Raw genomic sequence first — 15,460 nt, 5'->3', positions numbered from 1 at the left:
TCAATCTTTAATCCGCGCTAACCCCAGCCGCTAGATAAGGGATAAGTTGATTTATCACTACCGATGAATCAACGGCTTGACCATAATCGTTAATTGCGATTTCACTTAATGCCTGACTTGAGGCCATAGTGAATACGCAGGTTCCCAGCGTAAAATGCAATCGCCAAAAAAGCGTTTCTGGTGATAAATTTGGGTTAGCTTTAACAATCAAATTAGTAAATTGAGAAAGTACTTCACTATATCGGGTTGTGATAAACCATCTCAAGTGGCCTTGCACATCGGTATAGCCTCTTCCAATCAATGACATAAAACGAGATGCGCCATGAGGTCTTAATTCGTTAAGTTGCAACAATGGCTTTTTCAGACAAGAGAATACGTCTTCCATTGAGAAATTATCTGTTTGGCTTAGAATACGCAGTTCTTCACCTACAGCAGGCATGAATGCTTCTAAGTATCGATTAAGCACAGCCCTTACTAAGGTTTTTTTGTCTCCAAAGTGATAATTGACCGACGCCAAATTCACATTAGCTTTACTGGTTATCGCTCGTAATGAAGTATCGTTAAAACCTTGCTCTGCAAATAGGCTCTCTGCTACATCTAATATCTTATCTTTCGTTTTGTTTTTCTGAGCCATTTCAATCAACCGTATTAAACAACTGTTTGAAATATACATTCGCCGAACAAAATTAACAAGTATTTAACATCACATTTATGAGAATTAGTCATAAAAAATTTAGGCATGAATGAAATGAAATTAAATTGAACTGTCTTGAATAAGAGGGGTCATATAAGTGTAGTAAGCAGAGCATTGCTAAGTTTAAGAAGGTGTAGACTTGTTTTCTCACTGTTTTACTCCACATACTGCTTTTTCTTATTAACTCCTATGTTTGTATCGCCCAACCCACTTTGGATTGGGCATTTTTTTGCCCGTATATAAGCTCGGTCGTTCAAACTATTAGTAAATAATAAAAAACCCCTGAACCATGTGGTTCAAGGGCTTGCTAATTCTTAAATGACTTGTCTATCTAACTCTCTTCTAAATCAATTTACGCTTTCTTTGGTAGTGAGATGCTTAATAGAACATAACCCAAAATTGCGGCGGTCGTTGAGCCGAGTAGTATGCCTAGACGTGCATAGGTATCGAACTCTGCACTCACCCCCGTAAACGCGAGTGATGAGATAAAGATAGACATGGTAAATCCAATACCACATAAGACCGACACTGCAAATATATGTTTCATATTCACACCTTCAGGTAACTTAGCCACACCGCTTTTAACCGCTATCCAGCTAAAACTAAAGATACCTAATGGTTTACCAACCAGTAGCCCTAACGCGATACCCAAAGGCAACATAGAGGTCAATCCGGATAATGACACACCAGCTAACGAGATGCCTGCATTGGCAAAAGCAAATATTGGTAAAATCAAGAACGCAACATAAGGGTGCAGTGCGTGCTCTAAATGCTTAAGTGGAGACTCTTCACCTTCTTTCCCTTTCAGAGGTATAGCGAAACCAATAACGACACCGGCCAATGTGGCGTGTACACCGGATTTCAAAACGGCTATCCATAGGATCAACCCAGCGATAACGTAGTAAGGCAGTTTTGTCACGTTCTTAGAATTCATCATAAACAGAACACCTGTCATAATGAAACCGATCGTCAGTGCAAGCGTAGACAGATCACCACTATAAAATAGAGCAATGATAACAACGACACCCAAGTCATCGATGATAGCCAAAGCCAGTAAAAACACCTTTAATGAAATAGGCACTCGTTTACCAAGCAACGCCATAATACCAAGTGCGAATGCAATATCTGTCGCCGCTGGTATGGCCCAACCTTGCATTGCTTGTGGGTCACCATAATTGAATAGTATATAAATTAATGCAGGAGCTAACATACCGCCAACGGCGGCAATTGCTGGAAAAATAGCGGTTTCTTTGGACTTTAATGCGCCTTCTAATAGCTCTCTTTTTACCTCAAGACCAATTAAAAGGAAAAATATCGCCATTAATCCATCGTTAATCCAGTGCGACACCGACATGCCAAACACATAGGTGTGCAATACATTGTTGTAAGATTCACCAAACCCTGTATTCGCTACAACCATAGCGACAGCCGCCGCTATAACGAGCAGTATGCCACCAGCCGATTCCATTTTAAAAAAGTCGCGAATTCCGTCACTCATTGATCTTCCTCTAACTCACTTTACCGCTGTGCCTATCTAACTAACAACAATGCATTTGGTTAAGCAACATTATGTCTGTGATTATTATTACATAAGAATAGGCGCAGTTTATACGATAGGCCAACTTAGGAATAATCGATTGTTTAGATGAATATATTCGGTTTTTCCGAGCATTGGACGAACATTGAACGTTATTTGTATATTTACGAAGCCGATCCTGACTTAAAATCCCACAAGCTGAAGCATCCCATAAGCATCTTGCGTTCCCATTGCGGACACCGGCCCTTGCCAATATGGATTATAAAACGCATGCCAGAGGTCATCACGAAGAGGGGTAATAATTAGATCTATATCTAATTTTTCTATGCTTATTTGCCACGTTAATGGGACTGATTTTCCATTTATCATCGGCGTAAATTCTAATGCAGACATCACTATATCGGTGTCTGCTAAAGGAAGAATGGAACCATCTCGTTTCACCAACATACCATAGTTATAGACAGGATAATTAGGAATACGAGTTTGATTAAGCTGCAGGTGCCCTCCATCGGCCAAATGGAGATTAACAGTCACCGCCTTCTGCCCTTCGATAACGGCTAGATCACTGCCCCACTCCTTGCTTAGCCATGCCTGTCCATTCACAGTAACAACCTTACCATCGAGTACAAGTTGACCCGACGAACGAACAGACGGCGCACCGAAGCCATAAGCTGCGATAGGCAATAGATCATGCTGTTCTTGGTAGCCTTTGTCGCCGTTAAAAATAAAACCCTGACGAGAAGATGAACTTAATTTGAGAGCAAAATCATCGGTTTCCACTTGTAAAATCCCTGGCAAGGGCGAGGAACTTATCGAGCGCCAGCTCCAGTTATCTATCCACAGCCGAAATGGACGAGCTCGAAATCCAGCTTGTCCTATACCACCTCTAGCGATACGTTGCTGTTTCCATACTTTATCTTTTGAGGTGACAACCGAGTTAGACAGATAGAGCTGATTGCTGTTCCACCCATTAGCTTCGCTCTCATTCCGAGCAATGCAATAATAGTTCCATTGAACTGAGTAGAGTTCACCGTCATCGCCCACTAGGTTAGCGAAATACTGCCATCCCTCTCGTTTAAATTCATGGTGAAATGAAAAGCTGTCCGGAAACGAAACCGAAACACCCGGTAAAACGGGTTCAAAGACCGATTTTTGACTGTTAGAAAATGCGTAGGTAATGGTCTCTTTCTCAGAAGAACGACCAAACGAGAGATAGTAAAAAAGCCCAGCAACCAAGATAATGAGAATGGCGGCCAACATAATGACTATATTGCGTTTTTTTACAAGCATCTTCATAGTTACAATGCATCTCTAAGTGATTTCATTGGTGTTCGTTTGATCATACCTATGATGGGTAAAATCCCTGCTAGTATGAGCGCGATCATGGCCGACGCAAAGGTATTTAGATATTCCCACGGAATAACATACAGGGGCATCGTCCAACCAAAGGATTCTTTTAGTACCACTTCTACCATCACTTTCGCAAGCGCTAAACCTAACGGCATTGCGACCAAAGCAGAGATCAATCCAAACATAAATAGCTGTAAACCACTTAACGCGATGAGTTCAAATGTCGATATGCCAAAACACCTCAACAGAGCGGTGTTTCTTTGTTTAGAAACTTCTCCTGCTAACGTCGCAAAGAAAATGCCGCATATCGCGATAAACAACGTCAGGTTTCCTAACGTGTCCGCTATAACAAAGGTGCGGTCAAAAATACGCATCGCTTGACCATGTATATTACTGTTATCAAATAGCCTATCTTCTGACAACGCATACCTAGATTGTAATTGAGCCAGCAAATTATCGATATTTGCATCATCAGTGGCTATAACTCCAAGCCCAATATTGCCTAAGCCGCCAAATCGGCTTTTCCAATTTCGATGAGACATTAATACTTGGTTGTATGGGTTGCCATAATCATAATAGACGCCAACTACCTGCCATGATTCTTCAACCACGCCACCCAATTGGATCTCATCGCCAGGGCGTATATCCTTTTTAAGCGCCATAGCCTCACTGATCATGACACCCTTCGATGTATTAAGTTGATACCAATAGTTAGGTATCGCTATTTTTACAGGTACCGAATCTCTCTCACCATTACTCAAGCCGGTACTAACAACTTCTAACACACCGGTTTTTGTTGGTAATTCTAATTCCCAGCGCGACCATACTTCTTTTACTTCTGGGCGCGTACTCAACCAACTGCTCATTCGACCTGCCGAACTATTGGTAGGAAATATATAGACATCCGCCGCCAATCGTTGTGTCAACCAACTCTCGGTTGTGGCTCTGAAACTGCCCACTAATGTTTCTACGGTAATGTTTGCTGACATCGCCAAAACGAACGCCATCACAGCAACACCACGAAAGCTCATACTCGACGCCGCATCGGAGAAAAACCAACGCGCTTTCACCCAACGTAAAGAGAACGATAATGCAGAAAATAATTCAAAGATAACGTATGGCATAAACAATGCCACACTCAATAGCAATAGTGCGACAATAATAAAGCCATGTTGGGGTGTGGCTGGAAGCTGATAAATGCCAATCGCCATTACGCAAAATATACCGGCCGCTAATGCTTGCCATGCAAACTCCCTACCCGCAAAACGGACCAAAGAAAGCTTTGCAGAAAGCCTTATTGGCGGCGTCTTTATCAACCGAACTAACGGCCAACTACAGGAAAGCAGCGCACCAAAAATAGCCATCAACAGACTGTTTTTACTCCAATGCCAACTCCAGTCAACCGTCAGAGAAACGTTTGCAGTGTAGAGGTCGGCCAAGGTAGTCGATACCGAAGGCATAAGTTGATTGGCCAACATAAGACCAAATACATTGCCAAAAAACCAACCTATTAATATGAATAATGTCAGTTCTAGCGCTAACGCTTTCGCCAAATGCCATCCCGAGACCCCAGCCTGACGCATCACGCCTACTAGCGTTTGTCTTTGAATAAATGAAAGCGACATCGCCTGGTAAAAAATAAAGATGCCCACGACAAGTGCAAGCATACCCATCGCAGATAGGTTTAGATGAAACGCCTTTGTAAGAGACTCTAATTCGGCTCTAGAGCTTCTAGACAATTCTATGCCGTTAGGCAATATGCTTTTGAGCCTTTCTAGTTTTTCTTCTGGCATGCTTTCGCAAGCAAGACGCGAGAACCCACCCGATCCATTGATTTCTCGTACCTTTGATATATCGGCGAGTATTCGAGTACCCGAAAGAAGCGCATTATGGTCAAGAAAAAGTGGACCTAGTTTCGTGCCATCTTTTAGTTCTATAAAGTCGCCACTGCTTTTACCAAGATATGATGCAAGCTCCGCCCCCATAATGAGAGGTTTCGACGGTTGCATCATACGTAAAATCGAGAGGTCATTTTTACGATGTAGTGTTTCTAACCCCAAAATAGAAACGGGGTCGACACCAACAATTGAGAGATCGCGACCACTCTTTGTTTCAATTCTTAAATTATCAAACGGGATACATTGATTGAAACCCTCACGACGAAGCTGAATGTAAAAGCCTTGAGGGATCTTATTTGCACTAAATTTAGGCGTAATAGTATAAGGAAGAGGGTTTGCGAAAAGAGTTTCACTGTGCAAATAACTTTGTTTTGCATGTTGATTGATCGCAGCAACCCCAACATACACGGACACACCCAGAGTGAGCCCGAACAAGACGAGTAATAGTTGAAGTGGATGACGACGATAATGCCCTAGTAGTGCTTTAACTACCGGCCATAACATGCAATTGCCCTCCTTGAAGACGGACACAACCGCTCATGTGCTCTGCTACTTTTTTACTGTGCGTAACAAGTAAAAGAGTGCAATTAAGCTGCTTAGCCAATGAGGTTAATAACCGCATTACCGCTTCCGCGTTTCTTTCATCTAAGCTACCAGTTGGTTCATCTGCCAACAGCAATTTGGGCTCCATATACAATGCGCGAGCAATCGCCGTTCGCTGTTGTTGACCACCAGACACTTCTTCAGGATAACGGCCTAATAACGGCATGAGGTCAAGGGCCGACAATATCTGACGCCACAAACCTTTATCTTCTGGTAACCCTTTCAACTGTCTACAGAAACGAATGTTATCTGCAATATTCAATGTTGGTAGAAGGTTGTATTGTTGGAATATATGGCCAATATTATGTCGGCGATAGGCTGTTTTCTGTACCTCGTTACTGGCATGCATAGCGAAACTTGAAAACCAAATTTCACCCGAATCAGTCGAGTCGAGTCCAGCAATCAGGTTGAGTAGCGTACTTTTACCAGAGCCACTTTCTCCCATTAACGCGAGTTGTTCACCTTGATTTAATTTTAGAGCTGCCCCTTGTAGTACTGGATGAAATTCTCCACCATCTACATAGCCTTTATTTAGGTCGGACAATTCTAGCATTAAAGATTACGCTCGCATTAAAGAATTCAGGGTATGTGAAGTTACACTAATTACTCACTTTTCGGAAGTATTTTACCTACCTGATCACATTATTTTAAGCAAACTGTCACGCTAGGATGATATAGCTTCAATAAAATTCAATTAAAATTGCATTCTCTCAAAAATAACCGTACGAGTGTCGATTATTTAGCCAATTGTCAACAGACTTACCTTTCGATCAAGTTTCGAATCCATTTTCTGCTTTTTAATCGATGGATAGCACTAAAGCACTTAATACACTCTTCAACCAAAAATAGCGCATAAACATATTCCGGTTTTAACCCAAGATATACCGCGGCAAATGCAGCAATTGGGATCCCGATAAACCATTGGGAGACGACATCTTGATACAAACAATATTTAACATCACCACCTGCCCTTAATACACCCACCACTAAGGTAAGCGGTATAGATCGAATTACCATTCCAAAACAGAGTATCAGCATAAACTTGTCTGCAAGTGCCCGTGTCTCTTCCGTTAACGCACTAAAAGAGTCAAGGATTGGTATTTGGATAGTATAAAGGACCACCGCCGTGCATAAGCCAAGCAGAACACTGAGAAAAAGTAACCCTATCGATTGGTAATAAACCGCATCATATTTCTTTGCGCCAATTTGATTACCCGTAAGAACCCCCGCAGCCGTAGAGGTACCAATAAGCAAGCTTATCCCAATGGAGTCTACTGGCGTCATCACCGATAACGCGGCTAAGCCTTGTACCCCGGTTCGTCCCATAATAGCGTGGTAAGCAAACAGACCAGCGGCCCAAGTAAAGAAGTTTAATGTTGTTGGTAATGATAACCGAAGAAAACGCGACACCTTCTCTGAAGTAAAAGCGACCTTCACGTCAGACAGCGTAAACGCGAGCAAACTCTTTGATTTATATAAAAAGGCGTATAAACAGACAATTTCTATAGCGCCACTAAGCACTGTCGCGATAGCCGCGCCTTTGATTCCCATTGCGGGCATTCCAAAATGCCCAAAAATCAAAACCCAATTAAGAAACACGTTAGAAACAATACCAATACCACTAAAAAAGGTACTCACACCGGGGCGATGCATCGCTCGAAGGCCCACCGCCATACTACTGACACATGCCACCGCAAACATACTAAGGGATGTAATGACGATATATTCACTACCCAGAGCAATAACCTGTGCTGAATCGGTTGCCAGCCCCATAATCTGTTCTGGATAGAGCATAAACAAGATCACGGTCAATAAGGCAAACGCATTCGCAATGATCCACGTTAAAGCGGTACTCTCTCTTACACCGTCCTTATTCCCTGCTCCCCAAAACTGCGCCGTCAATAACGCCCCACCCGTATTGACACCGACCAACATGAGCGTAGTGACAAACATCGCACGACTCGCTACGCCGACGGCGGCGATATCCGCTTCACCAAGCTGACCAAGCATAAGAACATCGACTAATCCTCTGCTAGAAAACATAATGTTTTGCAGTGCGATAGGGAGTGCAATGGCAAATAAACGGCGTAAAAAATCACCTTTTGTATACTTGTAAACTAATGATAAGGTGTTGGTCATAAAGCCTCATAAAAATGAAAGGGATGCGCGCCTAAAGACGTAGAAGAATGGGCAGAGCATTAACACGAAGAATAGCAAGAGTATTCTACTCCCATTGATTTGGGATCACCATGAAAAGGAATGAAGTTATTGGCTATGGAAAAGAAAAAAATATTGGTTCTTGGCGCTTCTGGCTACGTAGGCTCGCAACTTATTCCACTGCTTCTCGAGCAGGGCCATTTCGTTACTGCCGCTTCCAGACAGATCGACTACCTGAAAGCACGAGTCCAACCGCATGCCAACCTAACAACTGTCTATCTTGATCTAGCCGAAAAAGAAGCGACATTAGATGCCGTTAGAGGCCATGAGCTTGTTTATTTTCTTGTTCATGGGATGGCTCATGGTCACGATTTCCTCGAATATGAACTTTCTTTGGCTATCAACTTTAAAGATGCGTTAATTGATAGCAGCGTTAAACATGTTGTCTACCTTAGTGCTATTCAACCGCAGACAGGAAACTCAGAGCACCTTCTTGCTCGTAAAAAAACCGGAGAGATCCTAAAGCAAGCTAACGTCCCCGTTACCGAATTAAGAGCCGGAGTCATTATTGGTCCCGGGTCTGCCGCGTTCGAAATCATGAAAGATTTCACCTATAACATGCCAATTATCATTGCTCCTAAATGGGTTGACTCCAAAGCAAACCCGATTGCACTAAACAACCTTAACCACTACCTTCTTGCTCAGCTTAATGAATCACCAACTCAAAGTTATTTTTACGAAGTCGGCGGACCCGATATTCTGAGTTATCGAGAACAGTTTAGTGTGATATGTACCGCTATCGGTCATCCTCTTCGGCTCTGGTCTACCTCACTGCTCACCCCTAAAATGGCCTCTTATTGGTTGGGATTGGTCACGTCTGTTCCTGCCAATATCGGTCGGGCTTTACTGGCCGGGCTCGAACACGACTACGTTGCCGATTCTCAAGAGATCCGTAAAAAATACCCGCAACCATTAATCTCGTATAAAGACGCCGTTACCCAGTCGGTCAGCAATGAAGGCGAGTTTATACGAAGTGAGGTTTGGGGGTTTGACCCTGCCGCACTTAACCGGTGGCAATCTGGTTATGGGTACTACCCGAAAGATGCAGGAGCAAGCATTAAGACCGATAAAACAGCCGAAGAACTATGGCAAGTTGTTAAAAAAATAGGTAGCCCTGAAGAAGGTTATTTTTTCGCCAATATATTGTGGCGTACACGAGAATGGCTTGATCTGTTGGTCGGTGGCGGCATTCCAAAAAGACGAAGCCCCTCAGGCCCTGAACTCAAGATCGGGGATCATATTGACTCATGGAAGGTAATACGATGTGAGAAAAATCAGTTTATATCACTGCTTTTCGGTATGACGGCTCCGGGGTTAGGTCGCCTTGAATGCACCATTAAAGATCATGGTGATTACCGAGAGTTAGATGTCAGAGCCTGGTGGCATCCGCAAGGCTTTAGAGGTTTACTCTATTGGTTTGCAATGATGCCTGCACACCTGTTTATTTTTAAAGGCATGGTTAAAGCGATAGTAAAAAAAGCGTAGATTAAATAAGTTACAGGTTTAATGTTGATTAACTTTGAACCTGTAACTTACCCTATTTGGTCTTAAAAACCGATTGGGATCTCCGCTAACTGGCTCCCTTGGTTTTTTGGGTAAATTAGGTATTCGCCGTGATACTTCACTGCGGACTTATAGTCCGTACGCTTATGCAGCATAAAACCAAACTCACTCGCCATCCTGACAAACTCGGCATGGTGACCTCGAACATAAAAACTCATTGGTTTTACTAGTTCAGAGCCCCCTTCAAAACAATCATCGCATTGCTTTGCGCAAAGAAGGAAAGAGTTATCCCCTTCCGTAAATACCTGCATTTTGCCTGTAATTTCAAACTCAGTACTTACCCCCCAATTGGCCTTTTCCATCACCTCAAGAAACGCTTCAATATCAGAATCAGAGATAATCTTAGGTTCTTCGTCTACTGGTGACAACTGACCATAAAACTTAGAGATATTTTTGAAGGTAAACATCAGTTCAGATTTAGTCCCTTTGCTTCTTCCCATTTTTTGCCAGCGTACAAGATTATCGCGAACACAGCGATCGAATCTCTGAGTTTTCAGACTCAGTGTTACCCAACGAACCAAAAAATGTGTATTACTGACAGGTGTATTGGCCACCTTTCCTCTTTTATGTAGTTCTTCTAATTCATCAAGCGCTGAATTAACTACGTTTTGCATTTCAACTGTATAGATAGCCATTAAGCTTTACGTCCTAAAAACCAATAAAAAACCGCAGACATTACGGCACAAAGTGTCATTATTAAAATCATCGGCCATGCTGTGTCACCCGGCAACATAGCAACGATAACACCGATAATAGATCCGACACCAAATCTCAACGTACCCGCTAACGAAGAAGCGGTGCCCGCCATACCTGGGTAAGCCGATAGCAAGATAGCCATCGAGTTGCTGCCCACTGTAGACATCATACTAATATAGAGCATGACAAAAGGGACAATACCCCACAATCCAATATCCGCTAACCAACCAATAAAGAGCCCGACACCAGCGATAAGTTGAATCAGAATGGCAAAAGAGAGCATCCATTTAGAGCTCACTCTTCTTACAATCCGGCCATTCACGGTCGTCATAATGAATAAACCGACAACGTTTAAACCAAACAGATAACCAAACTGCGACGTACCCACTCCGTAGACATCGATATAAACAAACGAGCCCGCGGTTAGAAATGCAAACATACCCGCAAATGAGAACGCACCGGCGAACATCAAACCCAAGGCGACAGGATTCATAAACAAGCGGATATAGTTTTGAATCGTGGTTCTAAAATGCAGCTTCTGTCTGTTTTCTGGTGCGAGTGTCTCTGGTATCTTCCAGATCACCGCAGCGATAACCAAACCAGATACGACCGCGAGTACCCAAAATATTGAGCGCCAGCCAAACCAAACGGCTAAATAGCCACCCAGCATGGGGGCAATAAGTGGTGCAATCATCACCACCAGCGTAATAAAGGACATAGTACGAGCAAAATCTTCTTTCTCGTACATATCTCTAACCAAGGCTTGAATAACAACCGCGGCTGACGCCCCAGCAAAGCCTTGCGCCGCCCGTACGTATTTTAACGACTCGATATCGGATGTCGTTGCACACACGATAGAACCAATAGCAAACAGCAAAATACCTATGATTAATATCGGCTTTCGACCATAACTGTCAGAGAGTGGGCCATGCAATAATTGACCAATAGCAAACCCAGCGGTATAGGTTGTTAACGTTATCTGAACCGCGCCAGGATCTACCCCTAACTCTTTCGCGATTGTTGGCATTGCAGGCAGATACATATCAATGGCTAATGGAGTCAGTGCACCAATAGCACCTAAAATGATAAACATTAAAAGGCCAAGCTGATTTGTGTTGCTACTTGTCATACTGCTCCGACATCAATTTTGATTAATATGTATAGTAAATAACGACTCTACTACCGAGTCGACCTACCCCTTTGCCAGCCCATTACTTGCTCCAGACAGAACCTACTTCTTCCTCTGTCAAATAACGATATTCGCCTGGCTCTAAATCAACATCCAATTCGATTGCACCTATGCGTTCTCGATGAAGCGCTTCAACTTTATTTCCAAGCGCGGCAAACATCCGTTTAACTTGATGATACTTACCTTCTACAATCGTCAACAAGACCTCATTGGTATCGATAACCTCTAAGGTCGCTGGCAATGTCGGTTCCGGTTCACTTCTTAACTCGATACCTTCTGCAAACGTCGATACGTAATCGTCTAAAACTGGATCGGCTAACCAAACCCTATATGTTTTTTCGCACTTATGTTTAGGGGAAGTAATCCGATGTGACCATTTCCCGTCATCAGTAATAAGCACTAAGCCCGTGGTGTCGACATCCAATCGACCAGCAAAGTGCAGGTTCTCCATCTTGATTTCATCTAATAAAACAAACGCCGTAGGGTTGAAACCATCTTCATGAGAGCATACATAGCCCTCAGGCTTAAATAGCATGATATATTTAGGCCCATGAACAGTGATTACCTTGTTTTGCCATTCAACAACACAGGTCTCTTTTAGTTTATGTGCGCCACTTTTTATCGTGGTGTCATTAACCGTTACACTGCCGCTTTTAATGATTTTTGTCGCTTCTTTACGTGTCGCACCTAATGCATCACACAAAAATTTATCTAACCGCATGATTACCTCTTCTTTCTCTAGTGGGGTATTATAGGGATCTTTCTTAAATTAGTTGAGCTATTTCACACTTTTCCTATATGTATAAACTTCGGCCCTACCAAACGGATTCAGTCAAAGCCGTTATTCACTATTTTAGAAAGCACACGACCCCTGCTGTCATCGTCCTACCGACAGGCGCAGGCAAGAGCCTTGTCATCGCAGAATTAGCTCGCATCGCTAAAGGGCGAGTACTTGTGCTCGCCCATGTAAAAGAGTTGGTTGAGCAAAACCATGCTAAATACGAAAGCTATGGCGAAAAAGGCGCTGTTTTTTCTGCCGGATTAGGTAGAAAAGAGACCGACCAACCGGTTGTCTTCGCCTCTGTTCAATCGGTAGTACGCAATCTTGATGCATTTGCGAACCAGTTTTCATTATTGGTTATCGATGAATGCCACCGCGTACCAGATGAAAAAAGCAGCAGCTACCAAAAAGTTATCAGCCATGTAACTGAGCTAAACCCCGGTATTAAAGTGTTGGGCTTAACGGCGACGCCGTATAGATTGGGCATGGGCTGGATATATCAATATCATACCAGAGGGCAAGTTCGCAGCGAAGAACCACGCTTCTTTAGAGACTGTATTTTCGAACTGCCCATTCGATACCTGTTAGATGAACAGTTTCTTACACCCGCAAGGATGATAGATGCCCCTATTCTCAGCTATGATTTTTCGGCACTAAAACCCACCAGCCTCGGAAGATATAAAGAATCTGAGTTAGATATGGTGATAGAAAGCGCCAAAAGAGCAACGCCGCAGATTGTTAGCCAAATCATTCAAATGAGCGCGGATCGTCAAGGAATAATGATATTCGCAGCAACGGTTCGTCATGCTCAAGAGATCCTCTCTCTGCTGCCACCAGATCAATCAGACATAGTGATTGGTGATACCCCTACACTGGATCGTGATCGCATTATCCAAAGCTTTAAAAATAGAGAGCGCAAATTCTTAGTCAATGTATCGGTGCTAACCACCGGGTTTGATGCCCCCCATGTGGACCTAATCGCTATCCTTCGGCCAACGGAGTCTGTGAGTTTATATCAGCAAATTATTGGGCGAGGATTAAGGTTATCGGAAGGCAAAACAGACTGCCTTGTTCTGGATTATGCAGGCAACAACTACGACCTCTATCAACCAGAGGTCGGTAACCCACAACCCGACCCAGATAGTGACATTGTCACTATTCCTTGCCCTGCTTGCGGCTTTAACAATAATTTTTGGGGTAAATTAGACAACAACGGGTTCTTACTTGAACATTATGGTCGACGCTGCCAAGGTTACCTTGAAGAAGAGGACGGAACCCGAGAACATTGTGGCTACCGGTTTAGAGCCAAATACTGCCATGAGTGCGGTGCTGATAACGACATCGCTGCACGCATTTGCCACGAGTGTGATGCAACCCTTGTTGACCCAGACAAAAAACTAAAAGAAGCCCTTAATCTAAAGGATGCTTTGGTGTTTGAATGTAGGGATATGCAATTAAACGTCTTAAAAGACAGCCGCGGTAAGAATCAATTAAAGGTGACATACGTTGGAGACAACAACGCTCAAGTACATGAATTTTGGTCACTAAGCACCAAAAAGAGAAAAGAAGCGTTTTACAAACAGTTTGTCAGACCTCATTTGGCCGACCGTCATCGACCTTTTAATGAGAGCTCTCCAATACGAGTGGTCGCCAACCAACATCGCTTCCGTTTACCGCTTTTTGTCATCGCTAGAAAGTCTGGTCGTTTCTGGAAAATGCGCGATAAAATATTTGAAGACGAGATGAGAGATAAATAGCAAAATCCAATCGGATTCTGTTGCTCGAAAATAGCAAGAATGGTAGTATCCGCGCTCGCAAACAGCTAACAACTCGTTTTCTGATTGCGGTATACATTATCGGCTAGGTCGCTATGCTGATAAACAATCCTAATTTTTTACTAATTTGAGAGTAAATACTATGAAATTTGAAACAGTAGTACGTACTGAACTAGGTAAGAGTGCGAGCCGCCGCCTACGTTTAACTGGCCAATTCCCAGCAATCGTTTATGGTGGTGAAGCAGCTCCAGTTTCTATCGCACTTCTACATTCTGATGTGATTCATCAAATGGACAAGCCTGAGTTCTACGAAGCCATCACTCTAGTGATCGACGGCGCAGAAGTTAAGGTTAAACCGCAAGACGTTCAACGTCACGCGTTTAAGCCAAAAGTTGAGCACATGGACTTTATCCGTATCTAATTCTGCCACCACAGAATAGAAAAGGATATATCCAGCTTTTCGCATAGAGATTATCGGCCTTTACCATCCGAGACATCAAAAAATCAGAAACCCCAGATGCTACCAACATCTGGGGTTTCGCCGTTTTTGGGACTTTGTTTTTTGTAAATTTGCCTGCAACTCTATTCGCTGATAAGCATAACAAACCACTGATAGAGTCCGTTTATTGGTCTATGCAAGCTCGTCATGCTGACCTATCAAAGTGATTTCCTATGGAGACAGTTAAGTTAACGCACTCATGGGTTTTATTAAAACTGTTTTAACCAGAGAACACCAACAGGATACAGGTTATAAGTTGCCACTTTCTTTTCAACTAGCGGGAGCTCATCCAATACTTGTCTCGCTTCTGTCTCTGTTTTTGCTTTGATAAAAAACATTACCTTTCCAACCTCTCCTTTTTGTACCGTATCCTCGATTTTTTTATTGTCTAGATATACATTTTCTAACGTACCATTTTGCCATAACGCTAACATTTCCTGAGTTTGGTCAACCAGTGTATTCTTGAAGAGAATGGTGTCATTAGTATCAATGGTCCACATGACAGCATAAGTATTGCGCATATCAGCTTCTTCTGCATTTACTGATGATATTGAAAACAAATTTAACAATACAAATAAATACGTAAATAGAATTTTTCTCATCATAATTTCCTTAAGTAAGGTGGTCTTGCCAATTTAGCAACAGCTTCAGAAGATTT

Annotated in this window: 13 protein-coding genes; 3 read left to right on the top strand and 10 right to left on the bottom strand. The window is 42.9% G+C overall.

What is annotated here, in order from left to right:
* Positions 1–7: 7 nt before the first annotated feature.
* From IUZ65_RS07540 to IUZ65_RS07515, 6 genes are all read right to left on the bottom strand, one after another.
* Complete coding sequence (locus tag IUZ65_RS07540; protein ID WP_195705038.1) at positions 8–643, bottom strand: TetR/AcrR family transcriptional regulator; 636 nt, start codon at positions 641–643, stop codon at positions 8–10.
* 403 nt (positions 644–1,046) lie between these two features.
* Entirely contained in the window at positions 1,047–2,192 is a 1,146-nt protein-coding gene (gene nhaA / locus IUZ65_RS07535; RefSeq protein ID WP_195703150.1) for a Na+/H+ antiporter NhaA, read from the bottom strand.
* 222 nt (positions 2,193–2,414) lie between these two features.
* Positions 2,415–3,527 carry a lipocalin-like domain-containing protein gene (locus IUZ65_RS07530; protein ID WP_195703149.1) on the bottom strand — a complete coding sequence of 371 codons (1,113 nt, stop codon included), beginning with the start codon at positions 3,525–3,527 and terminating at the stop codon, positions 2,415–2,417.
* Positions 3,528–3,529: 2 nt separating this feature from the next.
* Positions 3,530–5,983 carry an ABC transporter permease gene (locus IUZ65_RS07525; RefSeq protein ID WP_195703148.1) on the bottom strand — a complete coding sequence of 818 codons (2,454 nt, stop codon included), beginning with the start codon at positions 5,981–5,983 and terminating at the stop codon, positions 3,530–3,532.
* Complete coding sequence (locus IUZ65_RS07520; protein ID WP_195703147.1) at positions 5,964–6,635, bottom strand: ABC transporter ATP-binding protein; 672 nt, start codon at positions 6,633–6,635, stop codon at positions 5,964–5,966. The genes IUZ65_RS07525 and IUZ65_RS07520 overlap by 20 nt, the downstream gene beginning before the upstream one ends.
* Positions 6,636–6,841: 206 nt before the next feature.
* A complete protein-coding gene (locus tag IUZ65_RS07515) occupies positions 6,842–8,221 on the bottom strand; it encodes an MATE family efflux transporter (protein ID WP_195703146.1) in 1,380 nt (459 codons plus the stop codon).
* Between the two features lie 135 nt (positions 8,222–8,356).
* Here IUZ65_RS07515 and IUZ65_RS07510 point away from each other — a divergent pair, with 135 nt between their 5' ends.
* Entirely contained in the window at positions 8,357–9,784 is a 1,428-nt protein-coding gene (locus tag IUZ65_RS07510; RefSeq protein WP_195703145.1) for a DUF2867 domain-containing protein, read from the top strand.
* A 62-nt stretch (positions 9,785–9,846) separates the two neighbouring features.
* On the opposite strand, the gene IUZ65_RS07505 is transcribed toward IUZ65_RS07510, so the two are convergent.
* The 3 genes from IUZ65_RS07505 to rsuA all read right to left on the bottom strand — a co-directional run bounded on the left by IUZ65_RS07505 (position 9,847) and on the right by rsuA (position 12,468).
* Positions 9,847–10,497, bottom strand: coding sequence for a DUF2913 family protein (locus tag IUZ65_RS07505; protein WP_195703144.1), 651 nt, complete (start codon positions 10,495–10,497; stop codon positions 9,847–9,849).
* The gene (locus tag IUZ65_RS07500; RefSeq protein ID WP_195703143.1) at positions 10,497–11,687 is read right to left on the bottom strand and encodes a Bcr/CflA family multidrug efflux MFS transporter; all 1,191 of its coding nucleotides are present in this window, start codon (positions 11,685–11,687) and stop codon (positions 10,497–10,499) included. The genes IUZ65_RS07505 and IUZ65_RS07500 overlap by 1 nt, the downstream gene beginning before the upstream one ends.
* An 82-nt stretch (positions 11,688–11,769) precedes the next feature.
* On the bottom strand, positions 11,770–12,468 hold the full coding sequence (gene rsuA / locus IUZ65_RS07495) for a 16S rRNA pseudouridine(516) synthase RsuA (protein WP_195703142.1): 699 nt from the start codon (positions 12,466–12,468) through the stop codon (positions 11,770–11,772).
* A 77-nt stretch (positions 12,469–12,545) separates the two neighbouring features.
* Between rsuA and IUZ65_RS07490 the strand changes: the two genes are divergently transcribed.
* Both IUZ65_RS07490 and rplY read left to right on the top strand, forming a co-directional pair.
* A complete protein-coding gene (locus IUZ65_RS07490; protein ID WP_195703141.1) occupies positions 12,546–14,285 on the top strand; it encodes a DEAD/DEAH box helicase in 1,740 nt (579 codons plus the stop codon).
* 160 nt (positions 14,286–14,445) lie between these two features.
* Entirely contained in the window at positions 14,446–14,724 is a 279-nt protein-coding gene (gene rplY, locus IUZ65_RS07485; protein WP_195703140.1) for a 50S ribosomal protein L25, read from the top strand.
* Between the two features lie 287 nt (positions 14,725–15,011).
* Here the strand turns inward: rplY and IUZ65_RS07480 are convergent, their stop codons facing one another.
* Complete coding sequence (locus IUZ65_RS07480) at positions 15,012–15,407, bottom strand: hypothetical protein (RefSeq protein WP_229638009.1); 396 nt, start codon at positions 15,405–15,407, stop codon at positions 15,012–15,014.
* Positions 15,408–15,460: the final 53 nt, after the last annotated feature.

Origin of the sequence: Vibrio sp. VB16 (assembly GCF_015594925.2) — a bacterium.
In the GTDB taxonomy this organism is placed as follows: Bacteria; Pseudomonadota; Gammaproteobacteria; order Enterobacterales; family Vibrionaceae; genus Vibrio.
This window is presented reverse-complemented; position numbering and strand designations above follow the sequence as displayed.

Bases quoted from the DNA above. Each gene is read 5' to 3' on its own strand.
- IUZ65_RS07510 (WP_195703145.1), top strand. From the start codon at position 8,357: ATGGAAAAGAAAAAAATATTGGTTCTTGGCGCTTCTGGCTACGTAGGC.
- IUZ65_RS07500 (WP_195703143.1), bottom strand. From the start codon at position 11,687: ATGACAAGTAGCAACACAAATCAGCTTGGCCTTTTAATGTTTATCATT.
- IUZ65_RS07505 (WP_195703144.1), bottom strand. From the start codon at position 10,497: ATGGCTATCTATACAGTTGAAATGCAAAACGTAGTTAATTCAGCGCTT.
- rsuA (WP_195703142.1), bottom strand. From the start codon at position 12,468: ATGCGGTTAGATAAATTTTTGTGTGATGCATTAGGTGCGACACGTAAA.
- IUZ65_RS07480 (WP_229638009.1), bottom strand. From the start codon at position 15,407: ATGATGAGAAAAATTCTATTTACGTATTTATTTGTATTGTTAAATTTG.
- IUZ65_RS07530 (WP_195703149.1), bottom strand. From the start codon at position 3,527: ATGAAGATGCTTGTAAAAAAACGCAATATAGTCATTATGTTGGCCGCC.
- IUZ65_RS07515 (WP_195703146.1), bottom strand. From the start codon at position 8,221: ATGACCAACACCTTATCATTAGTTTACAAGTATACAAAAGGTGATTTT.
- IUZ65_RS07520 (WP_195703147.1), bottom strand. From the start codon at position 6,635: ATGCTAGAATTGTCCGACCTAAATAAAGGCTATGTAGATGGTGGAGAA.
- IUZ65_RS07490 (WP_195703141.1), top strand. From the start codon at position 12,546: ATGTATAAACTTCGGCCCTACCAAACGGATTCAGTCAAAGCCGTTATT.
- IUZ65_RS07525 (WP_195703148.1), bottom strand. From the start codon at position 5,983: ATGTTATGGCCGGTAGTTAAAGCACTACTAGGGCATTATCGTCGTCAT.
- rplY (WP_195703140.1), top strand. From the start codon at position 14,446: ATGAAATTTGAAACAGTAGTACGTACTGAACTAGGTAAGAGTGCGAGC.
- nhaA (WP_195703150.1), bottom strand. From the start codon at position 2,192: ATGAGTGACGGAATTCGCGACTTTTTTAAAATGGAATCGGCTGGTGGC.